This window comes from Nocardia iowensis (assembly GCF_019222765.1).
GTDB lineage: Bacteria > Actinomycetota > Actinomycetes > Mycobacteriales > Mycobacteriaceae > Nocardia > Nocardia iowensis.
Map to the genome: position 1 here is coordinate 69,458 of NZ_CP078145.1, position 26,882 is coordinate 96,339.

General features: G+C 67.5%; 28 protein-coding genes and 1 pseudogene. 11 read left to right on the top strand and 18 right to left on the bottom strand.

Annotation, left to right across the window (positions count from 1 at the left end; all coding sequences use genetic code 11):
* Positions 1-170: 170 nt before the first annotated feature.
* Positions 171-3,491 (bottom strand): bifunctional lysylphosphatidylglycerol synthetase/lysine--tRNA ligase LysX, encoded by a 3,321-nt coding sequence (gene lysX / locus KV110_RS00295; RefSeq protein ID WP_218472545.1) that lies wholly within the window; start codon positions 3,489-3,491, stop codon positions 171-173.
* Between the two features lie 154 nt (positions 3,492-3,645).
* Here lysX and KV110_RS00300 point away from each other — a divergent pair, with 154 nt between their 5' ends.
* Positions 3,646-3,864: an RNA-binding S4 domain-containing protein gene (locus KV110_RS00300; protein ID WP_218472546.1), complete on the top strand. Its 219-nt coding sequence runs from the start codon at positions 3,646-3,648 to the stop codon at positions 3,862-3,864.
* Positions 3,865-3,873: 9 nt separating this feature from the next.
* Here the strand turns inward: KV110_RS00300 and rraA are convergent, their stop codons facing one another.
* The 9 genes from rraA to KV110_RS00345 form a co-directional block, all read right to left on the bottom strand.
* Positions 3,874-4,362, bottom strand: coding sequence for a ribonuclease E activity regulator RraA (rraA, locus tag KV110_RS00305; protein ID WP_218472547.1), 489 nt, complete (start codon positions 4,360-4,362; stop codon positions 3,874-3,876).
* Between the two features lie 189 nt (positions 4,363-4,551).
* On the bottom strand, positions 4,552-4,917 hold the full coding sequence (locus tag KV110_RS00310) for a DUF5313 family protein (RefSeq protein ID WP_218472548.1): 366 nt from the start codon (positions 4,915-4,917) through the stop codon (positions 4,552-4,554).
* 49 nt (positions 4,918-4,966) lie between these two features.
* The gene (locus KV110_RS00315) at positions 4,967-5,275 is read right to left on the bottom strand and encodes a DUF5313 family protein (RefSeq protein ID WP_218472549.1); all 309 of its coding nucleotides are present in this window, start codon (positions 5,273-5,275) and stop codon (positions 4,967-4,969) included.
* Between the two features lie 90 nt (positions 5,276-5,365).
* Positions 5,366-5,845, bottom strand: a complete 480-nt coding sequence (locus KV110_RS00320) for an SRPBCC family protein (protein WP_218472550.1) — start codon at positions 5,843-5,845, stop codon at positions 5,366-5,368.
* 105 nt (positions 5,846-5,950) lie between these two features.
* A complete protein-coding gene (locus tag KV110_RS00325) occupies positions 5,951-6,910 on the bottom strand; it encodes a copper resistance D family protein (RefSeq protein WP_218472551.1) in 960 nt (319 codons plus the stop codon).
* Complete coding sequence (locus KV110_RS00330) at positions 6,907-7,449, bottom strand: copper resistance CopC family protein (protein WP_218472552.1); 543 nt, start codon at positions 7,447-7,449, stop codon at positions 6,907-6,909. The genes KV110_RS00325 and KV110_RS00330 overlap by 4 nt, the downstream gene beginning before the upstream one ends.
* Positions 7,446-8,105, bottom strand: coding sequence for a YcnI family copper-binding membrane protein (locus KV110_RS00335; RefSeq protein ID WP_218472553.1), 660 nt, complete (start codon positions 8,103-8,105; stop codon positions 7,446-7,448). Before KV110_RS00335 ends, KV110_RS00330 begins: the two co-directional genes overlap by 4 nt.
* Positions 8,106-8,144: 39 nt before the next feature.
* On the bottom strand, positions 8,145-8,669 hold the full coding sequence (locus tag KV110_RS00340) for a hypothetical protein (RefSeq protein ID WP_218472554.1): 525 nt from the start codon (positions 8,667-8,669) through the stop codon (positions 8,145-8,147).
* 9 nt (positions 8,670-8,678) lie between these two features.
* Positions 8,679-9,323, bottom strand: coding sequence for a DUF6474 family protein (locus tag KV110_RS00345; RefSeq protein WP_218472555.1), 645 nt, complete (start codon positions 9,321-9,323; stop codon positions 8,679-8,681).
* Positions 9,324-9,544: 221 nt separating this feature from the next.
* Here KV110_RS00345 and KV110_RS00350 point away from each other — a divergent pair, with 221 nt between their 5' ends.
* The 3 genes from KV110_RS00350 (at position 9,545) to KV110_RS00360 (ending at position 14,133) form a co-directional block, all read left to right on the top strand.
* Entirely contained in the window at positions 9,545-11,191 is a 1,647-nt protein-coding gene (locus KV110_RS00350; protein ID WP_218478058.1) for a TM0106 family RecB-like putative nuclease, read from the top strand.
* A complete protein-coding gene (gene htpG / locus KV110_RS00355) occupies positions 11,188-13,146 on the top strand; it encodes a molecular chaperone HtpG (RefSeq protein ID WP_218472556.1) in 1,959 nt (652 codons plus the stop codon). The genes KV110_RS00350 and htpG overlap by 4 nt, the downstream gene beginning before the upstream one ends.
* A 168-nt stretch (positions 13,147-13,314) precedes the next feature.
* Positions 13,315-14,133, top strand: coding sequence for a class I SAM-dependent methyltransferase (locus KV110_RS00360; protein WP_218472557.1), 819 nt, complete (start codon positions 13,315-13,317; stop codon positions 14,131-14,133).
* Positions 14,134-14,196: 63 nt separating this feature from the next.
* On the opposite strand, the gene KV110_RS00365 is transcribed toward KV110_RS00360, so the two are convergent.
* Entirely contained in the window at positions 14,197-14,964 is a 768-nt protein-coding gene (locus KV110_RS00365) for an SDR family NAD(P)-dependent oxidoreductase (RefSeq protein WP_218472558.1), read from the bottom strand.
* Between the two features lie 127 nt (positions 14,965-15,091).
* The gene (locus KV110_RS00370) at positions 15,092-15,835 is read right to left on the bottom strand and encodes a DUF4352 domain-containing protein (protein WP_218472559.1); all 744 of its coding nucleotides are present in this window, start codon (positions 15,833-15,835) and stop codon (positions 15,092-15,094) included.
* 196 nt (positions 15,836-16,031) lie between these two features.
* Here KV110_RS00370 and KV110_RS00375 point away from each other — a divergent pair, with 196 nt between their 5' ends.
* Both KV110_RS00375 and KV110_RS00380 read left to right on the top strand, forming a co-directional pair.
* Complete coding sequence (locus tag KV110_RS00375; RefSeq protein WP_218472560.1) at positions 16,032-16,910, top strand: SDR family NAD(P)-dependent oxidoreductase; 879 nt, start codon at positions 16,032-16,034, stop codon at positions 16,908-16,910.
* Between the two features lie 17 nt (positions 16,911-16,927).
* A complete protein-coding gene (locus tag KV110_RS00380; RefSeq protein ID WP_218472561.1) occupies positions 16,928-17,596 on the top strand; it encodes a TetR/AcrR family transcriptional regulator in 669 nt (222 codons plus the stop codon).
* A gap of 160 nt (positions 17,597-17,756) precedes the next feature.
* Here KV110_RS00380 and KV110_RS00385 read toward each other — a convergent pair whose 3' ends face one another.
* The 3 genes from KV110_RS00385 to KV110_RS00395 form a co-directional block, all read right to left on the bottom strand.
* On the bottom strand, positions 17,757-18,509 hold the full coding sequence (locus KV110_RS00385) for a TMEM165/GDT1 family protein (protein ID WP_218472562.1): 753 nt from the start codon (positions 18,507-18,509) through the stop codon (positions 17,757-17,759).
* Positions 18,510-18,804: 295 nt separating this feature from the next.
* The gene (locus KV110_RS00390; RefSeq protein ID WP_218472563.1) at positions 18,805-19,332 is read right to left on the bottom strand and encodes a peptidase; all 528 of its coding nucleotides are present in this window, start codon (positions 19,330-19,332) and stop codon (positions 18,805-18,807) included.
* 314 nt (positions 19,333-19,646) lie between these two features.
* Positions 19,647-20,270, bottom strand: a complete 624-nt coding sequence (locus KV110_RS00395) for a superoxide dismutase (protein ID WP_218472564.1) — start codon at positions 20,268-20,270, stop codon at positions 19,647-19,649.
* Between the two features lie 189 nt (positions 20,271-20,459).
* Here KV110_RS00395 and msrA point away from each other — a divergent pair.
* A pseudogene (gene msrA / locus KV110_RS00400) lies at positions 20,460-21,028 on the top strand (peptide-methionine (S)-S-oxide reductase MsrA).
* Positions 21,029-21,084: 56 nt separating this feature from the next.
* Here the strand turns inward: msrA and KV110_RS00405 are convergent.
* Positions 21,085-21,696 (bottom strand): hypothetical protein, encoded by a 612-nt coding sequence (locus KV110_RS00405; protein ID WP_218472565.1) that lies wholly within the window; start codon positions 21,694-21,696, stop codon positions 21,085-21,087.
* A gap of 525 nt (positions 21,697-22,221) precedes the next feature.
* Between KV110_RS00405 and KV110_RS00410 the strand changes: the two genes are divergently transcribed.
* The 4 genes from KV110_RS00410 (at position 22,222) to KV110_RS00425 (ending at position 25,448) form a co-directional block, all read left to right on the top strand.
* Positions 22,222-22,593, top strand: a complete 372-nt coding sequence (locus tag KV110_RS00410) for a rhodanese-like domain-containing protein (RefSeq protein WP_218472566.1) — start codon at positions 22,222-22,224, stop codon at positions 22,591-22,593.
* 22 nt (positions 22,594-22,615) lie between these two features.
* Positions 22,616-23,665 (top strand): DUF4328 domain-containing protein, encoded by a 1,050-nt coding sequence (locus tag KV110_RS00415; RefSeq protein ID WP_218472567.1) that lies wholly within the window; start codon positions 22,616-22,618, stop codon positions 23,663-23,665.
* Complete coding sequence (locus tag KV110_RS00420) at positions 23,662-24,429, top strand: glycerophosphodiester phosphodiesterase (RefSeq protein ID WP_218472568.1); 768 nt, start codon at positions 23,662-23,664, stop codon at positions 24,427-24,429. The genes KV110_RS00415 and KV110_RS00420 overlap by 4 nt, the downstream gene beginning before the upstream one ends.
* Positions 24,430-24,527: 98 nt before the next feature.
* A complete protein-coding gene (locus KV110_RS00425; RefSeq protein WP_218472569.1) occupies positions 24,528-25,448 on the top strand; it encodes a DUF5926 family protein in 921 nt (306 codons plus the stop codon).
* Positions 25,449-25,706: 258 nt separating this feature from the next.
* On the opposite strand, the gene KV110_RS00430 is transcribed toward KV110_RS00425, so the two are convergent.
* Together KV110_RS00430 and KV110_RS00435 are read right to left on the bottom strand one after the other, a co-directional pair.
* Positions 25,707-26,255 (bottom strand): ferritin, encoded by a 549-nt coding sequence (locus KV110_RS00430; protein WP_218472570.1) that lies wholly within the window; start codon positions 26,253-26,255, stop codon positions 25,707-25,709.
* 71 nt (positions 26,256-26,326) lie between these two features.
* A complete protein-coding gene (locus KV110_RS00435) occupies positions 26,327-26,872 on the bottom strand; it encodes a ferritin (RefSeq protein ID WP_218472571.1) in 546 nt (181 codons plus the stop codon).
* Between the last annotated feature and the right edge of the window lie 10 nt (positions 26,873-26,882).

The window sequence follows — 26,882 nt, forward strand, 5'->3', positions numbered from 1 at the left end:
ATCTCGTGTCTCGGTCTCCTCCCGGGCCGAATACCACTCACCGCCCGGCCGAATCACCGGCCGTTCAACCCGAGTATCCGGCCGCCCGGACCGAATAACCCAGCGTAGCTGTCCGATTCGTCCCGAGTGAACTCTTCGCGAACGTCGGCTCGCCTAGCTGGTCAGTACACCTAGCGCGGTTTCACCAACGGGAAGGGCAACGTCTCGCGGATACTGCGGCCGGTGATCAACATGACCACCCGGTCGACGCCCATGCCGAGCCCGCCGGTCGGCGGCATCGCGTGCTCCAAGGCCTGCAAGAAGTCCTCGTCGAGCTCCATCGCCTCCGGGTCACCGTTGGCGGCGAGTAGCGATTGTTCGGTGAGCCTGCGGCGCTGCTCGACCGGATCGGTGAGTTCGCTGTAGGCGGTGCCGAGTTCGACACCCCAGGCGACCAGGTCCCAGCGTTCCGTCACGCCCGCGATCGAGCGGTGTGCCCGCGTCAGCGGCGACACCGAGGTGGGGAAGTTGATGTAGAAAGTCGGTTCCTCGGTGCGGGATTCAACCAGGTGCTCATACATTTCCAGCACCACCTGGCCCTCGTCCCAGCCGTGCTGGTAGGGCACCTCGGCCTTCTCGCACAACTCGCGCAGGTGGTCCAGGCCGGTCTCCGGGGTGATCTCGGTGCCGAGCGCCTCGGACACCGCGCCGTGCACCGTCTTCACCGCCCACTCGCCGGAGATGTCCACCTGCTCGTAGGAGCCGTCGCCGGTCGGCCGCAACGCGACCATCGCGCCGTTGGCCGCGACCGCGGCTTCCTGGATGAGTTGGCGGCAGACGTGCATCATCCGCTCGTAGTCGCTGTGCGCCTCGTACGCCTCGAGAATGGTGAACTCGGGGTTGTGGCTGAAGTCGACGCCCTCGTTGCGGAAGGTCCGGCCGATCTCGAACACCTTCTCCATGCCGCCGACGCAGAGCCGCTTGAGATACAGCTCGGGCGCGATCCGCAGGTACAGATCCAGGTCGTAGGCGTTGATGTGGGTGTGGAACGGGGTGGCGTTGGCGCCGCCGTGCACCTGCTGCAGGATCGGCGTCTCCACCTCCAGATATCCCCAGGCGTTCAACGAATCTCGCAGCGAGCGGACCACCGCACTGCGCTTGGCCAGCACCTCGCGCGTCTCGGCGTTGATCGCCATGTCGACGTAGCGCTGCCGCACTCGCGCCTCGGGATCGGATAGGCCTTTCCACTTGTCCGGCAGCGGGTGCAGGCACTTGCCGAGCATCCGCCAGTCCGCCGCCAGCAGCGAGAGCTCGCCGCGCCTGCTGCGGCCGATCTGACCACTGACCTCGATCAGGTCGCCGAGGTCGAAGAACTCGGTGAACTCGGCACTGCGGTCGGCGCCGACCCGGTCGCGATCGATGACCAGCTGGATGTCGTCGGTCCAGTCGCGCACCACCGCGAAGATCACGCCGCCGTAGTCGCGGATGCGCAGCAGCCTGCCGCAGACCCGGACCGTGGTGCCGCGCGGCGACTGCCTGGCGCCCGCGACGGTGTGCGTCGGCGGGTAGGCGACCGGATACGCCTCGACGCCGGAATCGGTGAGCCGGGCCAACTTGTCCATCCGCACCCGCACCTGCTCGGGGCGCCGCGGCAGCTGCTCCGTGCCCTCGACATGACCGAAGTCGGGCGGACTGCCGTCGGCGTGCAGCCCGGTCATCGTCGCGGGCACCGCGCTGTGCACACCGGTGTGCGTGATCGTGTCCGGTTCCTTGCCGAATCGCGGTAGGAAGCCCTCGGCGAGCGCGCTGGCCACCGCGGCCCTCGGCAGCTGCCTGCGCTCCTCGAACAGGAAAAACCTTGGCACCCAATGCGGCTGGTACTTCACGTTGGAGCGATACAGCGCCTCCAGCTGCCACCAGCGCGAAAAGAACAGCAGCACACCGCGCCACAACCGCAGCACCGGACCGGCGCCGATCCGCGCGCCCTCCTCGAACACCGAGCGGAACACCGCGAAATTCAGCGAGACCTTGGTGATGCCGTACTGCTCGGAATTGAGTGCGAGCTGCGAAATCATCAGCTCCATCACGCCGTTCGGCCCGTGCGGGTCGCGGCGCATCAACTCCAGCGAGACGCCGGTGCGGCCCCACGGCACCAGCGACAGCATGCCGAGCACCCGATCCTGTCCGTTCACCGCCTCGACCAGTAGACAGTCCGCGTCCAGCGGATCGCCGAGCCGGCCGAGCGCCATCGAGAAGCCGCGTTCGGTCTCGGTATCGCGCCAGGCGTCCGCGCGGGCGATCACCTGCTGGAATTCCTCGGCCGGGATGTCGCGGTGCCGCCGGATCCGGACGGTGATGCCGTGCTTGCGCAATCGATTCGCCGCCTGGCGGACCGGTTTCATCTCGGGGCCCGCGAGGGAGAACGTTCTGGTGTCCAGGATGGCCTCGTCACCGAGCCGGATCGCGGAAAGTCCGGCCCTGCGGTAGGCGGTCGCGCCGACTTCGCTGGCCCCCATCACCGCGGGCGCCCAGCCGAATTGGTCGGCCATCCGCAACCACGCGTCGATCGCCTGCGGCCACGCCTCGCGGATGCCGATCGGGTCACCGCTGGCCAGGCAGACGCCCAATTCCACCCGATAAGTGACCGCCGCCTTGCCGCTCGGCGCGAACACCACCGCCTTGTCGCGCCGGGTCGCGAAGTAGCCGAGCGAGTCCTCCAGATCGGACCGTTCCAGCAGGCCGCGGATGGCGGATTCGTCGGTGCCGGTCATCGCGTTCGCGGCCCGCTGCGACCGCAGCAGAATGATCACTGCGGCCAGCAGCGCGATGGCGCCGAACAGACCGAGCAGGAAGTTGACGAACGGGCGCGGGTGACCGTCGAAGTGTTCGTTGTCCACCAGTATCGCGGCGGTCACCCGATAGATCGCCCAGCCGGGCCGCTGCGCGCCGCTCGGCAGCGTGCCGGGGAACACCTCGACCAGACCCCAGCCGAGCAGACAGCCGACGGTCAGGCCGCCGACCAGGACGCCGAGCGCCTTCCAGCCCGCGCCGCGGCGCACCTTGGTGTAGAACTCCCGCCATGCGGCGATGAGCACACCGATCACCGCCAGCTGGACGATCATCGCCACCAACGCGTTGACATTGCCGGTATCCGCGAAATCCAGCGCGTTGGCCAGTGCGTACAAGGACAGATAGCCGATCAGCAGCCACCAGGCGATGCGCTTGCGGCTGGCGAGCGCGCCGGCCAGCAGGCCGATGATGAGCGCCCACATCAGGTTCGTGTCCGGCGCGTCGAAGTAGTAGCTGTCGATGTAGCGACGCGGCACCTGGGTCACATAGCGCAGGGCCGGCGAAAGGCTCCAGAGAAAGCACGCCAGCGCGGAAACCCCGAGCACCAGACCCGCGATGTGCGGGACCTCGGTCAGTCGTCCATGCCCCCGATGCGGGACGGGCGGGGTCGGTCTGTCCGCGGGCGGTTCGATCAGGTGTTGCCGGGCTTGCGTGGTGGTCACTGAACCAGTGTGTACGGTGCCGCCGTCCCGGTGCTCGAAGACCACCCGGGCATGTCGGTTCTCGGCGCGTCGCATACGCGTGTCAGTGTTTCATCGGCAACGCGCGCGGGGGCTGGCGTTTGCCGATTCCGGGTGCAAGGTAAGGATGTATCCCATGGCAGAACCAGTCGATGTACCGATCGATGACGACGTCATCCGGCTCGGTCAGTTCTTGAAACTGGCCAACCTGATCGAATCCGGTTCGGAGGCCAAGACTGTCATCGCCTCCGGTCTGGTGCGGGTGAACGACGAGGTGGAGCTACGGCGCGGGCGGCAGCTACAGGTCGGCGATGTCGTCACCCTGGCCGGTCACCAGGCCAGAGTGTCGGTCTGATCAGCTGGTTCAGTCCTCGGCGCGTACCACGACACCGTCGTGGTCGCTGTAGAGCATGTCGCCCGGCACGAAGGTGACACCACCGAATTCGACCGGTACGTCGCGGTCGCCCGCACCGGTCTGAGTGCTCTTGCGCGGATTGGTACCAAGGGCCTTGATGCCGATGTCGAGGGTGCGCAGGATCGCCGAGTCGCGCACCGCGCCATTGACGATCACACCCGCCCAGCCGTTGTCCACGCCGCGTCCGGCGATGATGTCGCCGACCAGCGCGGTGTGCACGCTCGCGCCGCCATCGACGACCAGCACCTTGCCGTTGCCCGGTTCGCCGAGCGTCTGCTTGACCAGCAGGTTGTCCTGGAAGCAGCGGATGGTGGTGATGCGGCCCGCGAACGCCGCGCGGCCACCGAACTGGATGAACTGCGTGTCGCAGCTGCGGATCTCGGGGCCGATCTCGTCGGCCAGGTCGGCAGTGGCAACAAAGTCCTGTGCGTCGGTCACTGTGTTGATTTTGCCGTGCCTGCGGCCCGGCGTGTTCGCGGCCCCCGGAGTCTCGCGTCCGAGCGGCCGAGACTCGCGCCTACGGCGCATGCGCTTCGTCCACTCGGACGCGAGACGGGCCGCGAACGGCGCTCGCAAAACTCGCGCGTGGTGGTTGCTTTGGGTATGCGCGTCGCGTTTGAGCACTACCTATCGATGCCCGTAGTGCAGTTCGTACATGTCCCGATCGTGTTCGGAGAACTTGGCCTGGTCGACCAGCGCCGGGTTCAGACCGTGCTGGGCGAGCCGGAAGCGGCGCCAGACGTAGCTGAGCGCCACGGTGAAGATGACCAGCGGGACGATCATCATCACGATCAAGCCGATCTTCAGCAGCATCGGGCCGGGAAACAGCAGTACCAGCGCGAAGAACGGAATGACGGGACCGAGGAACCGGACGAGATATCGCTCCATGGCCCCGTGTCCGACGAGGTCGTGGGTGACCCACTCGTGCAGCTCCTCGGGGAGCTCGCGGCCCAGATCGTAGGCGATCCGCTGCCGAATAGTGGGGGTTTTCATACCTAAAGGCTATGCCTGTGTCAAGGGTCACCGCTAGGTTGCTGAGCCACTAACCTCGCCCATGCCGACGCTCGTAAGCGAGGCGTTCCGGCTCGGCTCGCCGCCGGGCATCGGCGTCGGCCAGCGCCGGATCGAGGCCGTGCTTGATCAGCCGATGCCGCCGATACACGTACATCAACGCCACCGTGAAATAGATCAGCGGCAGATACAGCAACGCCATCATCGCCAGACCCATCCACAGCGGGCCCGGTAGCAGCAGGAACAGCATGAGCACCGGAATCAGCGGCAGCAGAATCCGCAGCAGATAGCGGCGGGTGGCACCGGCGCCGACCAGGTCCTCGCGCACCCAGTCGGTCATCGACGCGGGCAAGGTGCGGCCGCAGATAGCCGATCCGCTGGACGAAGGTTGGTGCCGCGCTCATCGATCAAGCATCCCCCACGACACCGATCAATGAACGGGCTCATCCGATTCGGCCGCGCGACTGGCGTGGAAGGCCGCGATCTGAGTGATCAGATTGTGCGTGGTGTGCTGGACCGCGATCTTCACGAACGGCTCGATGGTCTTGCCGAGCGCGCGTCCGGCCAGGCCGCCGCCAACCCGGAAGTCGACGATCGCGTCGACGGTGCACGAGGCGGCACCCTTGGCATGGAACAGGAAGGTCGACTCGACCTCGAAGCCCTTGATCGACTTCACCGCGATGGCGGCGTTCTCTTCCCAGCGCACCACCTCGATGCGCGACTTCAGCGAGGCGGGTCCGAGCTTGATGTGGCCGTCGAACGCGGCGCCGACGCCGACCGTCTGCGCGCCGACCGGGGTGAAGGACTGGATCCCGTGCAGGAAGCGCGGCAGATTCTGGTAGTCGTTCACGTAGGCGAACGCGGACTCCGCCGACGCGGCACAATCCTCGACGATCTTCACTTCGGTCATGCGAAAACAGTAACCGGTTTCGATCTAGGTCGCCTGGTCAGGCGGGCCGACCGAGCTGACTGCACACGCTCCTGCCGAACCTGGGCGACCGGGCCGCTGGGGGCGTCACGCGGTGACGGCGAGGGTGGCGGCCAGGCCGAAGGCCAGCGCCATCACGACCACCTCGATGGTTGCCCGGCGCAGCGACGCCTCGGCGGTTATCCGATGGTCCGCGGCCCGGTGCACCCAGCTGCGTCGCCACCACCAGCCCAGCGCCAGCAAGCCGACCAGCACAACGGTTTTCGCGAGCAGGATGCGGCCGTAGCCGGTGCTGACGAACGGCGTGATCCCGCCGACCCGCACCACTCCGTTCAGCAGTCCGGTCACCGCCACCGTCGCGACCAGCGGCAACGCCACCGCCGAATACCTGGGCAACACCACGGCCCACTCGCCGCGGGTGCGCACCACCAGTGCGAGCGCGACCAGCAGCCCGAACCAGACCGCCGCCGCCAGCGCATGCACCGCGGCGAGCACGGAACCGAACGCCTGCTGTGACATGTGCCCGGTGATCGGCCGCAGCGCCAGCGCGACCGCGGCGAACACGAGGACCAGGTCGGCCGAGGCGATATCGGGCCGCCGGAAGGCCACCGCCGAATAGCAGGCGACCGCGCCGACGCCGACCAGGATGGCGATCCCGACCTGTCCGCCGCTGATGTCCACCAGATAGCTGCCGAACTGTCCGGCGCCCAACCCGGTGACCGGCACGCCCACCACCTCGGCCGCCTCGAACACCAGCACCGCGAACTCGGTGCCGCACCAGAATCCGGCGAGCACGGCGAGCAACCGCCACGGCGGCACCAGTCGTTCCCGCAGCCGGGGCAGCGCCGCGAGCCCGAGAACCGTCGCGCCGACGCCGTCCGCGATCACTCGGACGGTCGCCTCGGCGGCGAAGCCCGCGGGCAGGGCAAGCGCCCAGGCGAGCAGCACCCCGAGCAGTCCGGCCGGGACGATCAGCAACACCGACCACGGTGCGCGTGCGGTGCCCCGCCGCGCACCGCCTCGGCCGCCGATCGTCGCGCCCGTCACGACTTCGGTTTCCGGCTCCTGCCGCCGAACAGGGCGAACGCCAGCCCGCCACCGAAGAGCACGACGGCGCCGACGATGAAGACCCACAACGGAACTCCGCCGGAGCTGTCCTCCTCGGAACTACCGTTCTTGGCCGTCGGCTTGGGCCCGGCGACGCCATTGCCCGGCTTGCTCAGCGTGAAATGCCGGGTGCCGCTGACCGGATGGCCGTCGGCGGAGGTCACCCGGTAGGCGACCGTGTACTGGCCGACCGGGCCGAGCTCGCCGACCTCGACGCTGACCGTCTTGCCGTCGACCACCGGCGCGCCCTTCGACCACAGGTTGCCATCCGGGCCGACCACGGTGAGCGAGGGGAAATTGGGCTGCAGATCCTCGTTGAAGGTGATGCTCGCCCGTGCCGGTCCCGCCTCGATCGTCGCGCCGTCGTCCGGCACGCTGGCGGTCGGCGCGGAGTGCGCGGCGGCGGTACCGGTTGCGGCGATCCCGAATCCGACTAAGAACAGCCCCGCGACCAGCGCGGTGAGCAGGCGCCGGGTCATGACTGCCGCGCCCGGATCACATTGCCGAGGCCGAGCGCGACGCCGAGCAGGCCGAGGGCGAGGCCGATGCCGCCGAGCCAGCGGGCGGTGTTGTCGGTGTCATCGCTCGACTTGTCGGCGGATTCGTTGCCGACCTTGTGGGCGTCGGCGGCGTCGGGCTTGCCCTCGGCCAGGGTGAGCGACGGTGCCGGATGTTCGGGCTCCGCACCGTCTTTGCCTTCGGGCTGATCCCAGCTGACGACCTTGCCGTCGCTGTAGGTCTGCTTGGCCGGGAAGCTGACCGTCTCCTGCTTGGGCAGCGGGCCGAGCGAGACCGCGAAACGTTGGAACTGGCCGGGACCGACACCAGGGTTGCCCGGCTCGGCGGTCCAGGTGATCGTGGTGATCTCCGACTTGTCGTTCCGGTCCACCTTGGCCGACCAGCCCGGAATCGGCTCGGTCCGTGCGCTTTTCAGGTTGGGCACGGTGACGGTGAGGGCGGTGGTGCTCGCGGTGTCGGATTCGGTGGGGACTCGGAAGGTGGCCACCGAGTATTTGCCCTGCTGGGCGCCCGGCGCGTCGACGCTGACGTGTGCGGCGGCGGTGCCGCAGGCGAGCAGCCCGAGGGTGGCGGCGGCCGCGGCCGTGCCGGTGGCGCGCGAAATCGAACGGTGCATGGGAAAGGCTTTCTGTCCGAAGGGGAGTGGTGCGGCGGGTCAGGCGGGCACCGGCGGCGCGCGCGGGCCGATCGCACCGTTCGGCGGACAGCGGTACTGCGGGAGACCAGGATTGGGCCAGTGCGTCGACCCGACGACGCGCGGCGGATGTGGTGCCGCGAGCACCGCGCGGACGGCGCCGGATGCCACGGCGTACAGCCGCTCGGCAACCGAGATCAGTGCCGCGCAGGTGAAGGTGGCGACGACGTGCGCGACCAGCATCCAGCCGGTGGGCAGCGCCGCGGTCGGTGCGGTCGTGGCATGTTCGTGCCCGAGCAGGCCGGACAGCGCACTATGACCGGCCAGCTGCCCGAATGCGAGTAGTCCGAGGACCGAACCACGCCCGGCGGCAACCACATTCGCCGCACAACCGGCCGCCGCGGCGACCAACAGCACCAGCGTCAGCTCCGCGGAACTGGGTAAGCCACCGCCCGCGACACCGTGCGCGGCGACGGCGAGGACCCCCACCAGCACGCCGACCAGGCCACCGCGCAGGTGGCCGGTACTCGGCGAGGGGGGCATCACGCGAAAAGGTCAGCGCACGCCGAGGCGGGCCAGGACGTCCGCCTCGACCCCGGACAGCTCCTCCGAGATCGACGCGTGCACGGCGCGGCGGCGCGGCGCGGGCATCTGCTCGGCGGTCTGCACCGCGGCGGCCAGGCTGGACAAGCGAGCCTGGGTGGCGGTGACGAACTTCTGCGTCTCGCCCTTGTCCTTGCCGTCCTGCGCACCGACCTTGGCAAGGGCCGCTTCGGTATTCGCGATCCGGGCCTGCAGCTTGGCACCGTGGCCGCTGAAGTCGCCGAGCTGCTCGATACCGATGCCGAGCTGCTGGGCCTTGCGGGTGTCGAGCTGCGCGCGCAGGTAGGTCGCACCGCGGTAGGCCAGCGGCGCGAGCACCGGGATCAGCACCCGGGCCACGCCGAGATACTTCTTCACCTGGCCCGCGCTGAACAGGTCACGCTCGGCCTTGGCGGCCAGCTTCAGCGCGGCCTTCTCCTCCGCCTGCAAAGCCGAGATCTGCGCCTTGGCCACCTTGCGCTGGGTGCGGGCCTCCGCGCGGCGGGCCTTGCGGTCGTTCTTGGCGACCAGTTTGGCCTCCAAAGCGGCCTTGTGCTTGAGGGCTTTCGCCTCGGCCCTGCGGCTCGGACGCCGCTTGCGCTTCGTGAACAACCCCATCGAAGGCCCTCCGTCATGCTGGTTTGCCATGGCAGTACGACGCCGGGGAAAGCCCGTCCGCCCATGTCACACGGTTTGTCCTTACCCTATCGGGTGGACCGTGACACCAGCGAGCGAACCCGGCCGTGCCCACGGGGTTCGTGGGTTTGTCGGGGGGAGGGACCATACTGCATAGCGTGGATTCGGGCATCGGTGACCGGGAAGGTCGCAAGCACAACGGCATGGCCGTCGAACGGCCGGCCGGCGTCGCGGATGCGCCGACCCCTTTCATCGATGCCAGGGCGTTGATCGGTTGCCGTCATCGGCTGCACTTGGACGCGGCCCATCCGGGGGCGTTGCTCGGCGTCACCGAGGATCCCGGGGTGCGGCAGCGCCGGGAGGCGGCCACCGCGCACCGGCTGCGGGTGCGCGACGCGTTGATCGCGGCGGATCCGGACGGCTGGGTGGTGATCGATCCCACGCTGCGCGCGGCCGAGCGGGCCGAGGCCACCATGCGGGCGTGTGCGGCTGGCGTGCAACACATCTGGGGCGGGCTGCTGCCACAGGAACCGGAAACCGGCAGGCGCGGCGGCTCGGAAATCCTGCTGCGCGACCTCGATCGCGGCGGGTACATCCCGGTGATCGTGGTGAACCACAAGGTGACCGACCCGCGTCACCCGGAACCCGCCGACTTCCACCCGACCACCTCGGACCCGTTCCACTGGAACCCCAAACCGGACCGGCACCGCAAGCTGCGCCAGCAGCCGCGCGACCAGCAGCGCCTCGCGCACCTGTACCGGATGCTGCAGCGCCACGGCATGGCGAGCCCGGCACTGGTCGGCGGCGTGATCGGCTATCACTTCGACTGCATCCTGGTGCACGACCTCGGGCCGGTGCTCGCCGATTACGACCAGCGCTACGCGGACCGGGTCGCGGTGGTCCGCGGCGAGCTGCCGACGGTGCCGTCGAAGGTGCCCGAATGCCGGCAGTGCCCGTGGTGGACCCGCGGCATCGAGGGACCGAGCTGTGAAGCCTGGCTCATCGAGCACCGCGACGTCAGCCTGGTCGCGCCCGGCTCGCGGGCCGACGTGCTGCGCAGGCACGGTGTGCAGACCATCGACGACCTGGCCGAATGGGCGGGCGACGACCCCGACGACTGGCAGCACGGCCCGTTCGACGAGGCTGTGGTCACCGCGCGGGCCTGGATCGCGGGCGCGCCGCTGGTCCGCCGGGTGACGCCGGTCCAGGTGCAGCGGGCCGACGTCGAAGTGGACGTGGACCTGGAGAGTTTCCAGGAGTACGGCGCCTACCTGTGGGGCACGCTGCTCGACGGGGTGTACCGCCCGTTCGTCACCTGGGATCCGCTGCCCACCGAGGACGAGGGCCGCTCCTTCGGTGAGTTCTGGACCTGGCTGATGACGGTCAGGGCCGAGGCTGCCGCGAGCGGGAAAACCTTTGCCGCCTACTGCTATTCGCGCACCGCCGAGGACAAGTGGCTGTACGAGTCGGCGCGCCGGTTCGCCGGGCGACCCGGGGTGCCGACGGTCGACCAGGTGCGCGCGTTCGTCGACGGGCCGCAGTGGGTGGACATGTTCCAGGCCGTCTCCGATCAGTTCATCTGCCCGAACGGCAAGGGGCTCAAGAAGATCGCCCCGGTAGCCGGCTTCGCCTGGCGCGACGCCGAGGCGGGCGGCGAGGCATCGATGAGCTGGTATCGGCTGGCCGTCGGCTACGAGGGCGCGCCCGATATGTCCCAGCGCACCCGGTTGCTGGAGTACAACGAGGACGACGTGCGGGCCACCCAGGTGCTGCGTGACTGGATGTCGGACCGGGCCGACCTCGAGGTTCCTGGCCTAGCCGATTTCGGGCGACGTACTATCGCGTCGTGACAGAGCACGTCGAACAACTCGAGTTTCAGGCAGAGACGCATCAGCTGCTCGAGCTGATGATCCATTCGGTCTACTCCAACAAGGACACCTTCCTGCGGGAGCTGATCTCGAACTCCTCCGACGCGCTGGACAAGCTGCGGCTGGAGTCCTTCCGGGACAAGGATCTGCATGTCGACACGTCCGACCTCCACATCGAGCTGGAAGTCGACAAGGACAACCGGATCCTGACCGTGCGGGACAACGGCATCGGCATGTCCCGTGCCGAGGTGGTGGACCTGATCGGCACCCTCGCCAAATCCGGCACCGCCGAGCTGCGCAAGAAGCTGAACGAGGCCAAGTCCGAGGCGGCCGCCGAGGAACTGATCGGCCAGTTCGGCATCGGCTTCTACTCGACCTTCATGGTCGCCGACAAGGTCACCCTGACCACCCGGCGCGCGGGCGAGACCGAGGGCACCCGCTGGGAATCGGCCGCGGGCAGCTCCACCTACACCATCGAAACCCTCGACCAGGCGCCGCAGGGCACCGCCGTCTCACTGCACCTCAAGCCCGCCGACGAAGAGGACCACCTCTTCGATTACACCCAGGAGTGGAAGCTCCGGGAGATCGTCAAGAAGTACTCCGACTTCATCGCCTGGCCGATCCGCATGCAGGTCGAGCGGACGGTCACCGAGGGGGAGGGCGAGGACAAGAAGGAAAAGACCGTCCTCGAGGAGCAGACCCTCAACTCCATGAAGGCGCTGTGGACCCGCCCCAAGAGCGAGGTCAGCGACGAGGAGTACAAGGAGTTCTACAAGCACGTCAGCCACGCCTGGGACGATCCGCTGGAGATCATCCCGCTGAAGGCGGAGGGCACCTTCGAATACCAGGCGCTGCTGTTCCTGCCCTCGCAGGCGCCGTTCGATCTGTTCACCCGCGAGCACAAGCGCGGCGTGCAGCTCTACGTCAAGCGGGTGTTCATCATGGACAACTGCGAAGAGCTGATGCCGGAGTACCTGCGCTTCGTCAAGGGCGTGGTGGACGCGCAGGACCTGTCGCTCAACGTGTCCCGCGAGATCCTGCAGCAGGACCGGCAGATCCAGATGATCCGCAAGCGGCTGGTCAAGAAGGTTCTGTCGACGATCAAGGACCTGCAGGGCGCCGAGGACCAGCAGAAGTACCAGACCTTCTGGAAGGAATTCGGGCGCGTCCTCAAGGAGGGCCTGCTCGGCGACTTCGACAACCGCGAGACCATTCTGCAGGTTTCCTCGTTCGCCTCGACGCACTCCGAGTCCGAGCTCACCACGCTCGCCCAGTACGTGGAGCGCATGCCGGACGGCCAGGACGCCATCTACTACATGACCGGCGAGTCCCGCCAGCAGGTCGAAAGCTCGCCGCACATGGAGGCTTTCAAGGCCAAGGGCCGCGAGGTGCTGATCCTCACCGATCCGGTGGACGAGATGTGGGTCGGCTCGGTGCCCGAGTTCGACGGCAAGCCGTTCAAGTCCATCGCCAAGGGCGAGGTCGACCTGGAATCCGAGGAGGAGAAGAAGGCCTCCGAGGCGCTGCGCGAACAGCAGGACAAGGACTTCGCCGAGCTGCTGACCTGGCTCGGCAAGACCCTGGACGAGAGCGTCAAGGAGGTGCGCCTGACCAACCGGCTCACCACCTCGCCTGCCTGCCTGGTCGGTGACGTCTTCGACTTCACCCCGATGCTGGAGCGGATGTACCGGGCCTCCGGTCAGCTGATGCCGGAAACCAAGCGGATTCTCGAGCTCAACCCGACCCATCCGCTGGTCACCGGGCTGCGCGACGCCTACGACACGCGTAAGGAAGACGCCGACGCGGGCAAGGTGCCCGAGCTCACCGAGACCGCCGAGTTGCTCTACGGCACAGCGGTCTTGGCCGAGGGTGGCGAGCTGAAGGATCCGGCGCGTTTCGCGCACATCCTGACCGATCGGCTCACCCGCACGCTCTGAGGTTCGTATCGAAGGCCACCCATTCAGCGATGAGTGGGTGGCCTTCGGTCTTCGCTACCTTCTGGCATGCGCTGCTAATGTCTTCGCGCACAGCGTTATTCGTCGGAGTTGGTGGTCCGGTGGGGTAGGGACCGGTTACATTTGGGCGATCGAAAGGATCGCCAGCTTATGTCCGGAAACCCCCTTGCCGTCGCCGAGCCATGGGATCTCGTCGCCGACGGCTACGCCGAATTCGCGCCCGCGATCATGCAGCCGTTCTCCGATCGCGCCATCGAATTCGCCTCGCTGACAGCGTCTTCCCAGGTCATCGATGTCGCGGCGGGGACGGGCATGCTGAGCCTGCTGGCCGCGCCGCAGGTGGCGCAGGTGCAGGCCATCGACTTCTCCGGTCCGATGATCGAGCGGCTCACCACCGCGGCGAAGGCCGCCGGGTTGACCAATATCGAGGCGCGCGTGGCGGACGGGCAAGCCCTGCCGTTCGACAGCGACCGGTTCGACGCCGGTTTCTCCATGTTCGGGCTGATGTTCTTCCCGGAGCGGATCAAGGGTTTCGCCGAGCTGTTCCGGGTGCTGCGTCCCGGTGGCACGGCCGTGGTGTCCAGTTGGGCGCCGGTCGCCGAATCACCGCTGATGCGGATGATGTTCGGCGCCCTCCGCGCCGCCGACCCGAGCATTCAAGAGCCGCAACCCAATTACCTCAGCTTGGAGAACCCGGAGGTCTTCCAGACCGAGATGCGCCGGGCTGGATTCGAAGCCGTGTCCATCCAACGTCATTCGACCGCCGTCACCTTCGGCAGCGCGGAGCAGATGTGGGAAACCATGGTGCGCAGCAGCGCACCCCTGGTGCTCATGCGTCGCAGCGTCGGCGAGCGGGTTTGGGGCGAGCGGGTGGCCGTGATGAAGTCCTACCTCGCCGAGCATTACCGGCCGAACCACCCGCTGTCGACGACAGCCTTCCTCGGCATCGGCCACAAGCCCCAGGTTTGAACGCACTGCGCCCCGTCGAGCCGGTGCATGCGGCTGACGGGGCGCGGTGCGTAGCGCGTGCTTTTAGCGCGGGGCCATACGGAGCGCGCCGTCCATGCGGATGGTCTCGCCGTTGAGGTAGTCGTGCTCGACGATGTACTGCGACAACTGGGCGTACTCGTCGGGGCGGCCGAGCCGGGACGGGAACGGCACGCCCGCCTCGAGGCCCTTGCGGTACTCCTCGGTGACACCGGCCAGCATCGGGGTGTCGATGATGCCGGGGGCGATGGTGTTGACGCGGATGCCGAATTGGGCCAGGTCGCGCGCGGCGGGCACGGTCATGCCGTGCACGCCACCCTTGGAGGCCGAGTACGCGATCTGGCCGATCTGGCCCTCGAACGCGGCGACCGAGGCGGTGTTGATGATGACGCCGCGCTGGCCGTACTCGTCGACGGCGTCGGTCTTGGCGATCGCGTCGGCGGCCAGGCGCATGACGTTGAAGGTGCCGAGCAGGTTCACGGTGATGACGGTGCGGAACAGCTCCAGATCGTGCGGGCCGTTCTTGGACAGGATGCGTCCGGCCCAGCCGACACCGGCGCAGTTGACCACGATGCGCAGCGGCGCGCCCGACTCGACGACCTTCGCGACGGCGGCGCTGACCTCGTCATTGCTGGTGACATCGGCCGGAATGAGGGTGACCCCGGCGGGCACGTTGTCGCCCGCGCGCTCGATCGACTGCGGCACATCCAGTCCGAAGACAGTGGCCCCCAGCTCGGCGAAACGCTTGGCGGTGGCGGCGCCGAGGCCGGATGCGCCTCCGGTGACAATGGCGGCGGAACCCGAAATCTCCACGATGGTCCTCTCGTTCGTGACAGCCAGTTGGCCCTTTGTCAATTGCACCCTAACGGGTACAACCCACGAACCCCATGAGGCCTCCCTCTCACCGCGGAGAGAACCACCGCCCCGCCCCCGCTGCCACTTACTGGAGCGTGACTTTCGCCCCGTCGGAGAACATCGAATCGTGCAGCACGATATAGCTCGGCACCGCATCGGGTGGCAGGTCGAAGACCACCTGCGCCGTAACCGTATTGCCCGGGTTGACGCCGGCATACATGCTGGTGTCGGGCTGTAGGTTGATCGCGGCCGCCATGTCGTTCTCGAATTTGCGGTTCTCCGCGTCGAACAGGTACTGGTCGCTGGGGCTGAATCCCTGCGGCTTGTTCGAAGTGTTCTTCACGGTGAGCGATACGATCGTGTACGCGCCCTGGGCCTTTCGCTGCAGATACGGGTTGTCGCCCACTTCGCTGAGCCCGGTCTGGACGTCGGTGACAACGAACTCGAATTTGCCGTCACGGACGGGCGTATTGAGTCCGGGCTGCGCCTCGGGAGTGTTCTCGGCCGGAGGAGCGGCAGGTGCGCCGGGTGCGTTGGTGCCGGGGACAGCCGCCGCTGTGCTGGATGGTTTGTCTGTGTTCTTGTCGTCTCCGCCGTTTACTGCGGAGAGGACCGCGCTGAATCCGCAAAGCCCGACAATGACAGCAAGCACGATCAGTGCGACCCTTCGGCCGTTGGACTTCTTTTGCGGTGGCCCATATCCGGCCCCGGGGGCCGCCGGAAACTGACCGGGTTGGGTTGGCTGTTGTCCGCCTGCGGGCGGTGGTTGGTTGGCCCAGATCGGGTTCTGAGGTTGCTGGGGTGGGTATTCACCCTGCGGTGGCGTCATCTTGTTGCCTTCTTCGAGAAGTGATCTAGCTGATGACGGCTCTATCGACGCGCTGTGATCTGCGTTACATGTCAACCCTCTTTGCTATATCTGAAAACGTGCAGGCAGCTGGCCATTTCGGCGGGCCCGCGCCGTGGTTCGGAGCAGTGCGCAAGTATTTGCGAACGAACTTGTTCTTGGGTGGTACCGTCGCTGCATGAAGCTGTTTTCGGGGGCGTCGGTGGCTGGGCGGAAGGTGTTGATCACTGGGGCGGCTCGGGGGATCGGGGCGGCGTTGGCTCGGCAGTTGCACGACAGTGGGGCCGAGGTGGCGTTGCTGGGGTTGGAGGAGGAGTTGCTGGGGGAGGTGGCGCGCGATTGTGGGGATGCGCCCTGGCGGTACTGCGATGTGGGGGATGCGGCACAGGTGGATCGGGTGGTCGAGATGTTGGTGGGGGAGCTGGGCGGGCTCGATGTGGTGGTGGCGAACGCGGGCGTGGCGCGGCAGTTGCCGTTGATCGGGGGCGATCCGGCGGTGCTGGAGGAGACGCTGGCGGTCAATGTGCTCGGCGTGTACTACACGGTGCGCGCGGCCGGACCGCACATCAGTCATTCGAACGGTTATGCGCTGCTGGTCTCTTCGCTCGCCGCCGCGGTGAACCTGCCACTGGTCGGCGCTTACAGTGCGTCGAAGGCGGCAGTGGAGGTGCTCGGCCACACGTTGCGCATCGAGCTGAAACACACCGGCGCCAAGGTCGGCGTCGCGTACTTCGCCGAACTCGACACCGACATGACCTCACGCGGGTTCGGTACCGCCGCGGCCCGCGCGATCATCGGCCGCGCCACTGTATCTGGCGTCGCGCCGCTCGGACCGGCCATCGACTCGGTGGAAAAGGCCATTGCCCGGCGCCGCCGCCAGGTCGTTTCGCCCTGGTGGGTGGCCGTCGTGCTGCCGTTCCGGCCGATCGCTCAGCGGGTGATCGGCTTCGCGTTGCGCCGAGGTGTACGGCGCGCCTTGGAGATCGCGCGGAGTGAAGAGGCACCCTTTACAACAGACCAACCGACTCGACCCCGCAAAATGGAGCGGCCAGCTTAGCGAAGGCGGAGCTACGAATGACTGAATCGGCCACCAGCGCACGCCAACTCCCGCGCGGTAGGCACGGCCTGCCGCGCGAGCAAGTGGTCGCCTCGCAGCGCGAGCGCATCCTGATCGCGATGGCCGATGCGATGGTCGAGAACGGTTATGTCGGAACGTCGGTCGCGGCGATCCTGAAACGCGCCGGGGTGTCGAGGGAGACCTTCTACGAGCAATTCCGTTCCAAGGAGGCCTGTTTCGAGGCTGCCTACGAGCGGGCCGTGCAGAACCTGCTCGGCCGCATCGCGGATGCCTCCAGTGACGCGGCGCGGCACGCCGAGGGTTCCGAGCTGGACAGTATGGCCAGGATGGACCGGATCTTCCAGGCCTATCTCCAGCACCTCGTCGACGATCCGGCCAGCGCGCGGCTGTTCCTGGTCGAGGTGTACGCGGTGGGGTCGGCGGCCATCTCGCGCAGGGCGCAACTGCAAGAACTGTTCGTCGGCCTGATCGCCGACGTGCTCGGCGCGAAGTCGGACGAGCAGCGCTTCGCCTGCCAGACCCTGGCCGCCGCGATCAGCGCCATGGTGACCGGCCGGATCGCGGCCGATGATCTGGAGGGTCTGCTCGCGCTGCGGGCGCCGCTGCTGAATCTGGTGCGCCGGGGCGGAGAACTGTACGGGGATGCGCTGACCGACCCGGCCTGATCGTGTTGGTACAGGGGAACCCGCTCACCTGATCGAAGCTCACAGAGGCCGTCCGTGGATCAGTTGTCGGCCGCGCGACGAGCGCGTGCTGCTGGTCGAATTCATCGGAGCCCGTAAGGACGTCGTCGCGGAGCCGTGCCCAACGACGCCGTCGCGCGGACTACTGCCGAGCTCCAGGCTCCGAACCAGCAGCCGCGACCGACGACGGCCGGTCCGGTGCCCCGACGGTCTGTACTTCCGGACGCCCCGCCCGGAGTGCGCGGATGAGCAGCAGTGCCGCCCCACCCAGGGCTGGTGCGACGGTGGCGAGCGCGGCCACAACCGGCCCGCTCAGCGTCGGCGCGGCGGTGGACAGCAGCGTCGCGGCGCCGAAGTAGAGGAACAGCAGGCCCGACCCGATGCCGATGGCCCGTTCCGGCAGGTGCTTGCCGACCAAGATGCCGATGCCGATGGCCAGCGCGTCGGCGGCCACCATGCCGATGGTCGAGCCGACCCACACGCCGACCCAGCTGTAGTCGGTGGCCAGCGCGGCGGTCGCGAACATGGTCCGGTCGCCGAGTTCGGCGAGCAGGAAGGCGGACAGCACCACGAAGAACGGCGCGGTGCTCGCGCGCAACGTTTTCGGTGCGGGGTCTTCGTCGTCCGCGCCGAAGTGTTCGCGCAGCGTCCAGAGGCCGACGGCCAGGAAGGTAAGTGCGGCGACCAGCGAGATGGCTCGGGTCGGGAGAGCGGAGCCGAGAAAATAGCCGACGCCGACCGAGATCAGATGCACCGCGGCGGTGGCGGTCGCGATGCCGCCGAGCACCACCCACCACCGGTAGCGCAGCGCGAACGTCAACGCCATCAGCTGGGATTTGTCGCCCAGCTCGGCGAGGAAGACGATGCCGATACTCAGCAAAACGGTGGCGATCATGACGTGCGCGGCTCTCCCGGGTCTCCGGCCTGCCGGTCGGAGTCTGGGTATGCCTCCGGCCGACAACGAAATAGTTGTCTCGGCCGAAGGTCTCGCCCACCGGATCGCTCCGGTTCACACAGCCGGACCCGAGCCCTGGTAGGGCGGATCAGTATGTCGACTGCGCAATTGGGGGCTACTCCCCTTCGCTGCGACCGACTCTACCCGGCCCGCGCTCGGTGTGCCAACCGAGTGTTGTCGAAATCGCAATGCGCACAATAAGTTTGGCGATCCGCGCCGAGAGTTTCGGGTACCCTCACGCGGCCAGCAGCATGGCCAGAACCGCGGTGTCGGGATCGCTGATCGGGTCCAGGCCCACCCGGCTGACCAGCGAGGTGACCGTGCCGTCGGATTCGGCCTCGGCCCACGCGGCCCGGTGCTCGAGGCCGAGATGGGGCACACCGGGCAGCAGCACGCACCCGGATGCGGCGCCCGCGCATTCCGGCAGCGACGGCCGGGTTTCCGAGGGTGGATGCAGCATCAGCAGGGCGGCGGGCACATGGTCGGCAAACCGCCCTGGCGCGAGCGCCTCGTCACCGAGCACGGTTCCTTCGGCCAGCACCAAGCCGACCGTGCCGGGTTCGGGATCGTCCGGCAGCTCTTCGCGCACTCCGAACACCGTCGAGGTGGACAGCAGTCCCGGCAGCGTGGCCACCCGGACGGCGAGCACCAGTACCTGCGCCCATTCCTTGGTGGTGTCCGGCCAGCGGCCGGAGACGACGAAGCCGCGCAGCGAGCCGCGGGCATGGAACGGCGTGATGCCGATCGGTCCATTCGTCCGCATCGTGCCTCCCGTGGGCTAACCGGGGGCGGTATTGCCCGTCCTCGCGCTGTGGATTCCGAGGATGAACCACGAATCACCTGGCACACAAGTACCAAAGAGTGCCAGTCGGTCGGCGGAAATGGGCTGATTATCGGTTGTTCCTGCCCACAGGCCCGCAGCGGATCGTCGGGCGGACGGTCCGAGACCGGTTTGCGGCCCGGGCGTGTCCCGACCGAGTCGGGATGTCGAGCACGATCGGTAGATATGCGACGGGCCCGCGCCCCCGAACCGCCGAATCGCGGCGGGGAGCGCGGGCCCGTTCGGCCCCGGGGCGATCAGCCGAAGATCAGGCCCTTGCCCTGGCCGACGGCGCGCTGGAAGCGATCCTGCACGTCTTCCCAGTTGACGACGTTCCAGAATGCCGTGACGTAATCCGCCTTGACGTTCTTGTACTGCAGGTAGAAGGCGTGCTCCCACATGTCGACCTGCAGCAGCGGGATGATGCCAAGCGGGACGTTGGCCTGCTGGTCGTACAGCTGGAAGGTCAGCAGCTTCTGGCCGAGGGTGTCGTAGCCGAGCACCGCCCAGCCGGAGCCCTGCAGGCCGTTGGCCGCGGCGGTGAACTGGGCACGGAACTTGTCGAACGAACCGAACTGGTCGTCGATCGCGGCGGCGAGGTCGCCGACCGGCTTGTCGCCACCGTTGGGGGACAGGTTCTTCCACCAGATGGAGTGGTTGACGTGCCCACCGAGGTGGAAGGCCAGGTTCTTCTCGTACAGGAAAATGGCGCCGTGGTCGCCGCTCTCGCGGGCGGCTTCCAGCTTCTCGAGCGCGGTGTTCGCGCCTGCGACGTAAGCGGCGTGGTGCTTGGAATGATGCAGCTCGTTGATCTGCCCGGAGATGTGGGGCTCCAGGGCGCTGTAGTCGTAATCCAGATCTGGCAGCGTGTACTCAGCCACGATGTCCCTTCCTATGTCGGGCTGTGTGCGCCCGTCTCGAGCACACCCAACCATCATTCGTACACCCGCTCGGTTCCAACCGGGCCTGATGCCCCCGCATTCCGGCGCGGGCGCTCACCCTGGTGGGTGGTGCGCCGTCGCACCAACTTTCCTCGGCACCGGCGCGAACCTCACGCGTAGCATCGAACCATGTCGTGGTACGACGAACTAGTGGGGCGGTTGCGTCTCCCCAAGCCCGTCATGGTTGCGCGGGATCGAGCGCTACCCGGCCGGGCAGAACCGATCCTGGTTCCGGATACCCACTACGTCAACGGCCATTCGATCCATCCCCCTTTCCCCGAAAGCATGCGGGTCGCCGTGCTGGCGATGGGCTGTTTCTGGGGCGCGGAGCAGGAATTCTGGCAGCTCGACGGCGTGTACACGACCGCGGTCGGGTACGTCGGCGGCTACACGCCGAACCCCACCTACGAAGAGGTGTGTAGCGGGCAGACCGGCCACACCGAATCCGTGCTGATCGTCTTCGATCCCGCGGTGATCGACTACCCGGGCGTGCTGCGGCACTTCTGGGAGAACCACGACCCGACCCAGGGCATGCGGCAGGGCAACGACCGGGGGACCCAGTACCGCTCGGCCAGCCCGATCTTTCGGCGTTCTACTACGCCGAGGGTTATCACCAGCAGTACCTGGCCAAGAACCCCGGTGGCTACTGTCCGGTGCACGCGACCGGGGTTAGCTGCCCGGCGGGCCTTGGCGCCTGACACACAGAAATACCGCACATCCGGTCGGCCCGGCTGTGCGGTATCGGTGTCCGTGCTCAGAGTGGTGGTGCGACGCCCGGTCGAGTAGCCCGCGGGTCGCCGGCGTCGTGCGCCGCCCACCAGCGCGCCCCGCCCGCGATGAACTCCGCCAGCGAGATCTCCCGCCCCTTCGAGTCGTGGATGAGCACGTTGTCGAACCAGACGCGAACGTCGAGCTCGCGCGGGTCGATGCCCTCCTCCTGGGAGAACTCCAGTACGTGCGCGCAGATGTGCTCGTCGAATTTGGTGTCGAAGCTGAGCAGCTCGCTCCACAGTGCCCAGCCGCTGTCATCGATATCGACGAACTCCCAGCCGTGCAGCCGGCCGCCGCCGAAGCTGCGGATCGCCTCGTCCAGGCCGTCCAGTTGCAGGGGCAGGACCTGCGGATCGATATCGTCCCAGTTCTGCATGCGCAGGGACGCCGCAACGCGGCCGACCCCGGTGAAGGTGACCTGGACCCTGCGGTCCTCGGTGGGCGTTCCGTTCTCCGGAAGCGTCAGCACCTCTAGGTCGAGTCGTAGTTGCCCGGCCGCCGCGTCGACCTCCAGCCCGAGGCACGTGGCCTCGGACAGAGCGACATTGAGGCCGGCCGTATCCATTCCGTCGAGTAGCCCCCTGCTCACGTTCATGGCCACAGGCTACCGACAGCTACCGGTGGAGCCCAGTATTTCAGTTTTTCGCTAGTGTTCTCGTTTTATATGGAACCGATTGGGACCCAGCGCCGTCCAAGTAGGTATCGGAACCCGCTACCACCGCGAGTTTCGAGGTCGGCGGCGAATGACCGCTCCGGGATGGATGGAGGGGAGTCTCGGATCGGTCGTTCGCGCCGCATGATCACGCCGAAAATCTGCCTGCGGCCTGTTAGCTACCCTTAAAACGGGTGCGGGGCACGGGATGCCGTTAGCCGATGGGTAACTTTGATAGTCAAACCCTGAAAATGGTGCGCTGTCCGATAGCTGCAGCCTGTGGATGAAGTTGTGGATTATGTGGATAACTCTGTCGGAGATATGCACATCCCGACCCTGAGCGGGGCGCCGATCAGGGTTCCGGGACGCAGAACATACCTGAAGTACCGGCTCGATGTCGAGCTGCCGAAGCCCGCAGCACGGGCCGGAACTGCACCCCACCCTGGCACCCATGGCAGGATCGAAACTGTGACGAGCCCCCATGTTCCCTCGGTCTCGGTGGACGCGGTGCCGAGCGAATTCGACAGCAGCGAGCCGACCACGGCCGACGCCGCGCGGGCGATCCTGCTCGATGTGCGCGAGGACGACGAATGGCAGCTCGGGCACGCGCCGGGCGCGATGCACATCCCGATGGTCGACGTGCCCGCCCGGGTGGACGAGTTGGACTACGACGTCGATCTGTACGTCATCTGCCGGCAAGGCGGTCGTTCCCTCCAGGTGGTCGAATACCTCACGCACATCGGCTTCGACGCGATCCAGGTCCACGGTGGCATGGTTGCGTGGCAGCAGGCGGGACGCCCGCTGATCGCGGACGGCGACCAGCAGGCGAAGATCTACTAGCGAACGCCGCAAAGGAGGCACGGTGAGCACGGTCGTACAACCTTGTGCGCGTTGTGGCGCGCGCTGGGCCGTGCAGTCGAGCCCGATGCACTGGTGCCCGCGCTGCCGCGGCGTATTGCTGTCGCCCGCGCCCATCGACGCACCCGCCGAACGGCGCAACTACCGCTGGGTGGCGCGCAGGCCCGACCATCGCGCGCGCAGGTCCCCGGTCAGCACCCCGCCTGTCGTCGGCAGCGAAACTCCGCGCTACACCCAGATTCCGCGCTGGGGGCTGCTCGACCCGCCGCCCAGACCCGCCGCCGAGGCTCCTCGTCCGCTCGGCAGGCTGACCCAGTGGACATCCCGGTTGCTGATCGCCACCGCCGCGGTATTCGCGGTCGCGGCCGTCGCCGAACTACTGCGCTATCTGCTCCTGCTGCGCAACCGCACGCGGCTGATCCATCCCGCCGTGCTGATCGGCTCCGACGCGCTGGTCATCGGTGCCGCGCTGGTCGCCCTGGTGCTGGCAGTGGTGACCGCGCTGGCGGTGGTCGGCTGGTTGATCGAGACGCGCCGGGTCGCCTTCCGGAAGATCGGTCGCGATGATCCCCGATCGGTGCGGGCACTGGTGCTCGGTTGTCTGGTTCCGGTGGTCAATCTGGTGTGGCCCGGGGTGTTCCTGACCGAGATCGTCGCCGAGCGCAGTGATCCGCGCGCGCTGCGGGCGATCCGGATCTGGTGGGCCGCCTGGGTGTTCGGCGGCGTGGTCGCGGTGGCCGCGCTGCTGTGGCGGACCGCGGAGTCCTTGCAGGTCAAGGCGGACGGGGTGCTGTTCACCGCGTTCACCGACCTGGTCGCCGCCGCGGTCGCGCTGCTCACCCTCGCCATGATGCGCGCGATCGAGGAACGAGACGTGCTCGGCCGCAGCAGGATCGCGCGGCGCTGGTTGATCGCCGTCGACCCGGCCGTGCCGGTGATCGAGCCGGTGCAGCCCGGTGGCCGGGCGGCGCGCGCGGACAGCGAGCAGGCGCGGGCCGCGGATGATTCCAACGGTGCAGTGGACCGTGAGCACGAGGAGGTTATGGCCAAGTGAGCCAGGGCAGTCGCGCACCGTTCGTCGTGGCGCACCGAGGTGCTTCGGCGGCGCGCCCCGAACACACGCTCGCCGCATACGAATTGGCGCTACAGGAGGGCGCGGACGGCGTCGAGTGCGACGTCCGGCTGACCAGGGACGGGCACCTGGTGTGCGTGCACGACCGCACCGTCGACCGGACCTCCTCGGGCACCGGGCTGGTCAGCGAGATGACCCTGGACGAACTCGAGGACCTCGACTTCGGCGCGGACGGCGAGCACGCCAAAGTGCTCACCCTCAGCGAACTGATCAGCCTGGTGCTCGACTGGCGCAGCAGGCCGACCAAGCTGTTCATCGAGACCAAGCATCCGGTCCGGTACGGCGCGCTGGTGGAGAACAAGCTGCTCGCCGAACTGCAACGGTTCGGCATCGCCACCCCCGCCTCGGCCGACCACTCCCGTGCGGTGGTCATGTCTTTCGCGGCCACCGCGGTCTGGCGGATCCGCCGCGCCGCGCCGTTGCTGCCGACGGTGCTGCTCGGTGAATCATCGCGATACCTCGGTGGCGGCGCCGCGACAACGGTCGGCGCCACCGCCGTCGGTCCGTCGGTGAAGACCCTGCGCGACCACCCCGAACTGGTCGACAAGGCCGCCGCCGCGGGCCGCGCGACCTACTGCTGGACCGTGGACGATCCCGACGACGTACGCCTGTGCGCCGACCTCGGCGTCAGCTGGGTCGCCACGAATCACCCGGGCCGCACCAAGGCGCTGCTCGCCGCCGCCTGAGTTCGCGCCCGGTCACCTTGCCCCGCAGTACCCTTCGGCCGGGTTCGGCGCCGTGGCGCGCGGTGTGCCGCCGAGCACACCATGTAGGTTGACCCCCCGTGGGTAAGAGCAAGCGCAATAGTCCTAAGCCCGGAGGGAACCGGGCACAGCGTCTCGCCGAGCGGAAGGCGGCGCTGGAGCAGGCGGCCCAGTCCGTTTCGCGTCCCTTCGAGGGGCTGGCCGCGGAGTGCGATCTGGTCGCGCTGCGCGAGTTCGTGCCGTCGGCCACCGCCGAGCTGAAGCTGGCACCCGGCGTCGCGGCCGAGCGCCAGGTCGTGCTCGCGACGGTGCTTCCTGGTGCGGTGGCCGCGCTGGTGCGGGCGGGCGATCAGCCGAGTGGCTTCGTCGGCGCGCAGATGCAGTTCCATGGCGCCGATCCGGGTGCCGACCTCGCCGCCGCCATCCTGTGGACGCAGTCCGCCGAACCGGGCGACTCGCTGTCGTCGGTGGAGAGCGTGGCGGGCGGCCCGCGGCTGGCCGACGTGATCGACGCGGGCGCGCAGCTGGATCTCACGGTGCACCAGGACTTCGACTGGTGGGTGCCCGAGGGCGTGCAGCCCGACCCGCAGGTCGCCGCGACCATCGAGCAGGCCAAGCAGGCGATCATGCCCTCGGCGCGGCTCGCGCTCGGCCCGGATTCGGTCGGCGCGGCGTGGTGGGTGGACGCCGGCGAGAAGGCACACATCCGTTGGGTCCGTCCGGAAAACGAGGACGACCTGATGCTGGCACTGGCCCGCCTGCACGCCGCCGGTGGTCTGCACCTCGGCGAGGGTTCCCGGTTCGCGGGCTCGTTCCGCACGCACGGTGTGCTGGTTCCGGTCTTCGACCTGGATCCGGAACAGCACGCCGAGGAATGGACCAAGCCCGCCAAGGAGTTCGGCGTCCGGCTGGTCGAGGCACTGGCTACGGACGCGCCGCTGACCGCCGACGAGCGTCGCTCGCGGGACGGCCTTCGGTCGCGTCAGGTGACCCTGCGCTGAGCGCAGAATTCCTCGGATGGATTTCGCGAAAAATACTTCTCTCGAATCCCGGCTCGGCTAGGTTCTCTGCGACACCACAGCTGGTGCCGGTGAGGGCAGTCTCACCGACCGTCGAGGGAAGAGGAAACCGTGACCGATCTGATCGCGATGCTTACATCACTGTTCAGTTCGATGAGTGCTAAGTAAGCACTCTTATAAACGGCAGCAGGCCCAGCTCATCAGAGAGCTGGGCCTGTTTGTTGCCATCGGCAATGCCGATCAGATGGATCCGCCCGCTGTCGACGGGGCACCGGAAGCATCGCTGGGACCACTCATTTCCCGGGCGATGAACTCTTCCAGATCGAACAGGTTGGAACCGGCGCGATCGGCGATGGTGAGCAGGGTGGTCATGTTGGCGACCTCCTCGACCTGCTCCTTCAGGAACCACTGCATGAACTGTTCGCCCAGGTAGTCGCCCTCTTCGCGGGCGGTGCTCGCCAGCTGGATGATCTGGTCGGTGACCGTCTTCTCCTGGGAGAGGGCGAGCGCGATCGGCTCGCGCACATTCTCGAACTTGGATTTGGCCGCGTCGATGCCGGAAAGCTCGACACTGATATCCCGGTCGAGGAAGTACTGCACGATCATCATCGCGTGGTTACGTTCTTCGACCGCCTGCGCATAGAAACGCTTGGCCAACTGGGGCAGGTCCGCATTGTCGAACCACACCGCGATGGCGATGTATTGATGCTCGGCATTGAATTCATGCCTGATCTGATCGTGGAGCAGGCTGTGGAATTTGCTGCGTGGGGACTCCGGATGGCTGGACATAAAGGTGACATTAGCCCTGGTCAAGGCGCCTGTCATCCAAGTGCAACCTTATTGAGGCTAGTATTGCCTAATTAATTCTTCGCCGCCCCAGCCATTCTCGGGGTCGCGTTGTCGATGCGCCGCGGGGCGCGAAGTTCCCGCGCGAGGAAGTCCTCGACGTCGAACAGGTTGCCCGCCGAGCGCTCGATCACGGCCAGCACGGTGGTCATCCTGGCGACGTCTTCGACCTGTTCCTTCAGGAACCATTGGATGAAGCGCTCGCCGAGATAGTCGTTCGATTCGCGGGCCGCGCGCGCGAGCCCGGAGATCTGCTTACTGCGGTTCTGCTCGGTCTCCAGCAGGAAAGCTATTGCGGCACCGGGGGATTCGAAGGTCGACTGGATCTCGTCCAGCCCGGCGATCTGCACGTCGAGGTCGCGGTCGAGTAGATACTGGACCATCCGCAAGGCGTGTCCGCGCTGCTCGCCCGACTTGTCGTAGCAGTGTTTCGCCAACTGCGGCAACCGATTCGAGTCGAAGTACACGGCGGCCGCCAGATACTGCTGGGCGGCGGTGAATCCGTGACGAATCTGTGCGCGCAGCAGACGGGGGAACGGCTGAGCATCGGTGTCCGGCATGTGACCGACG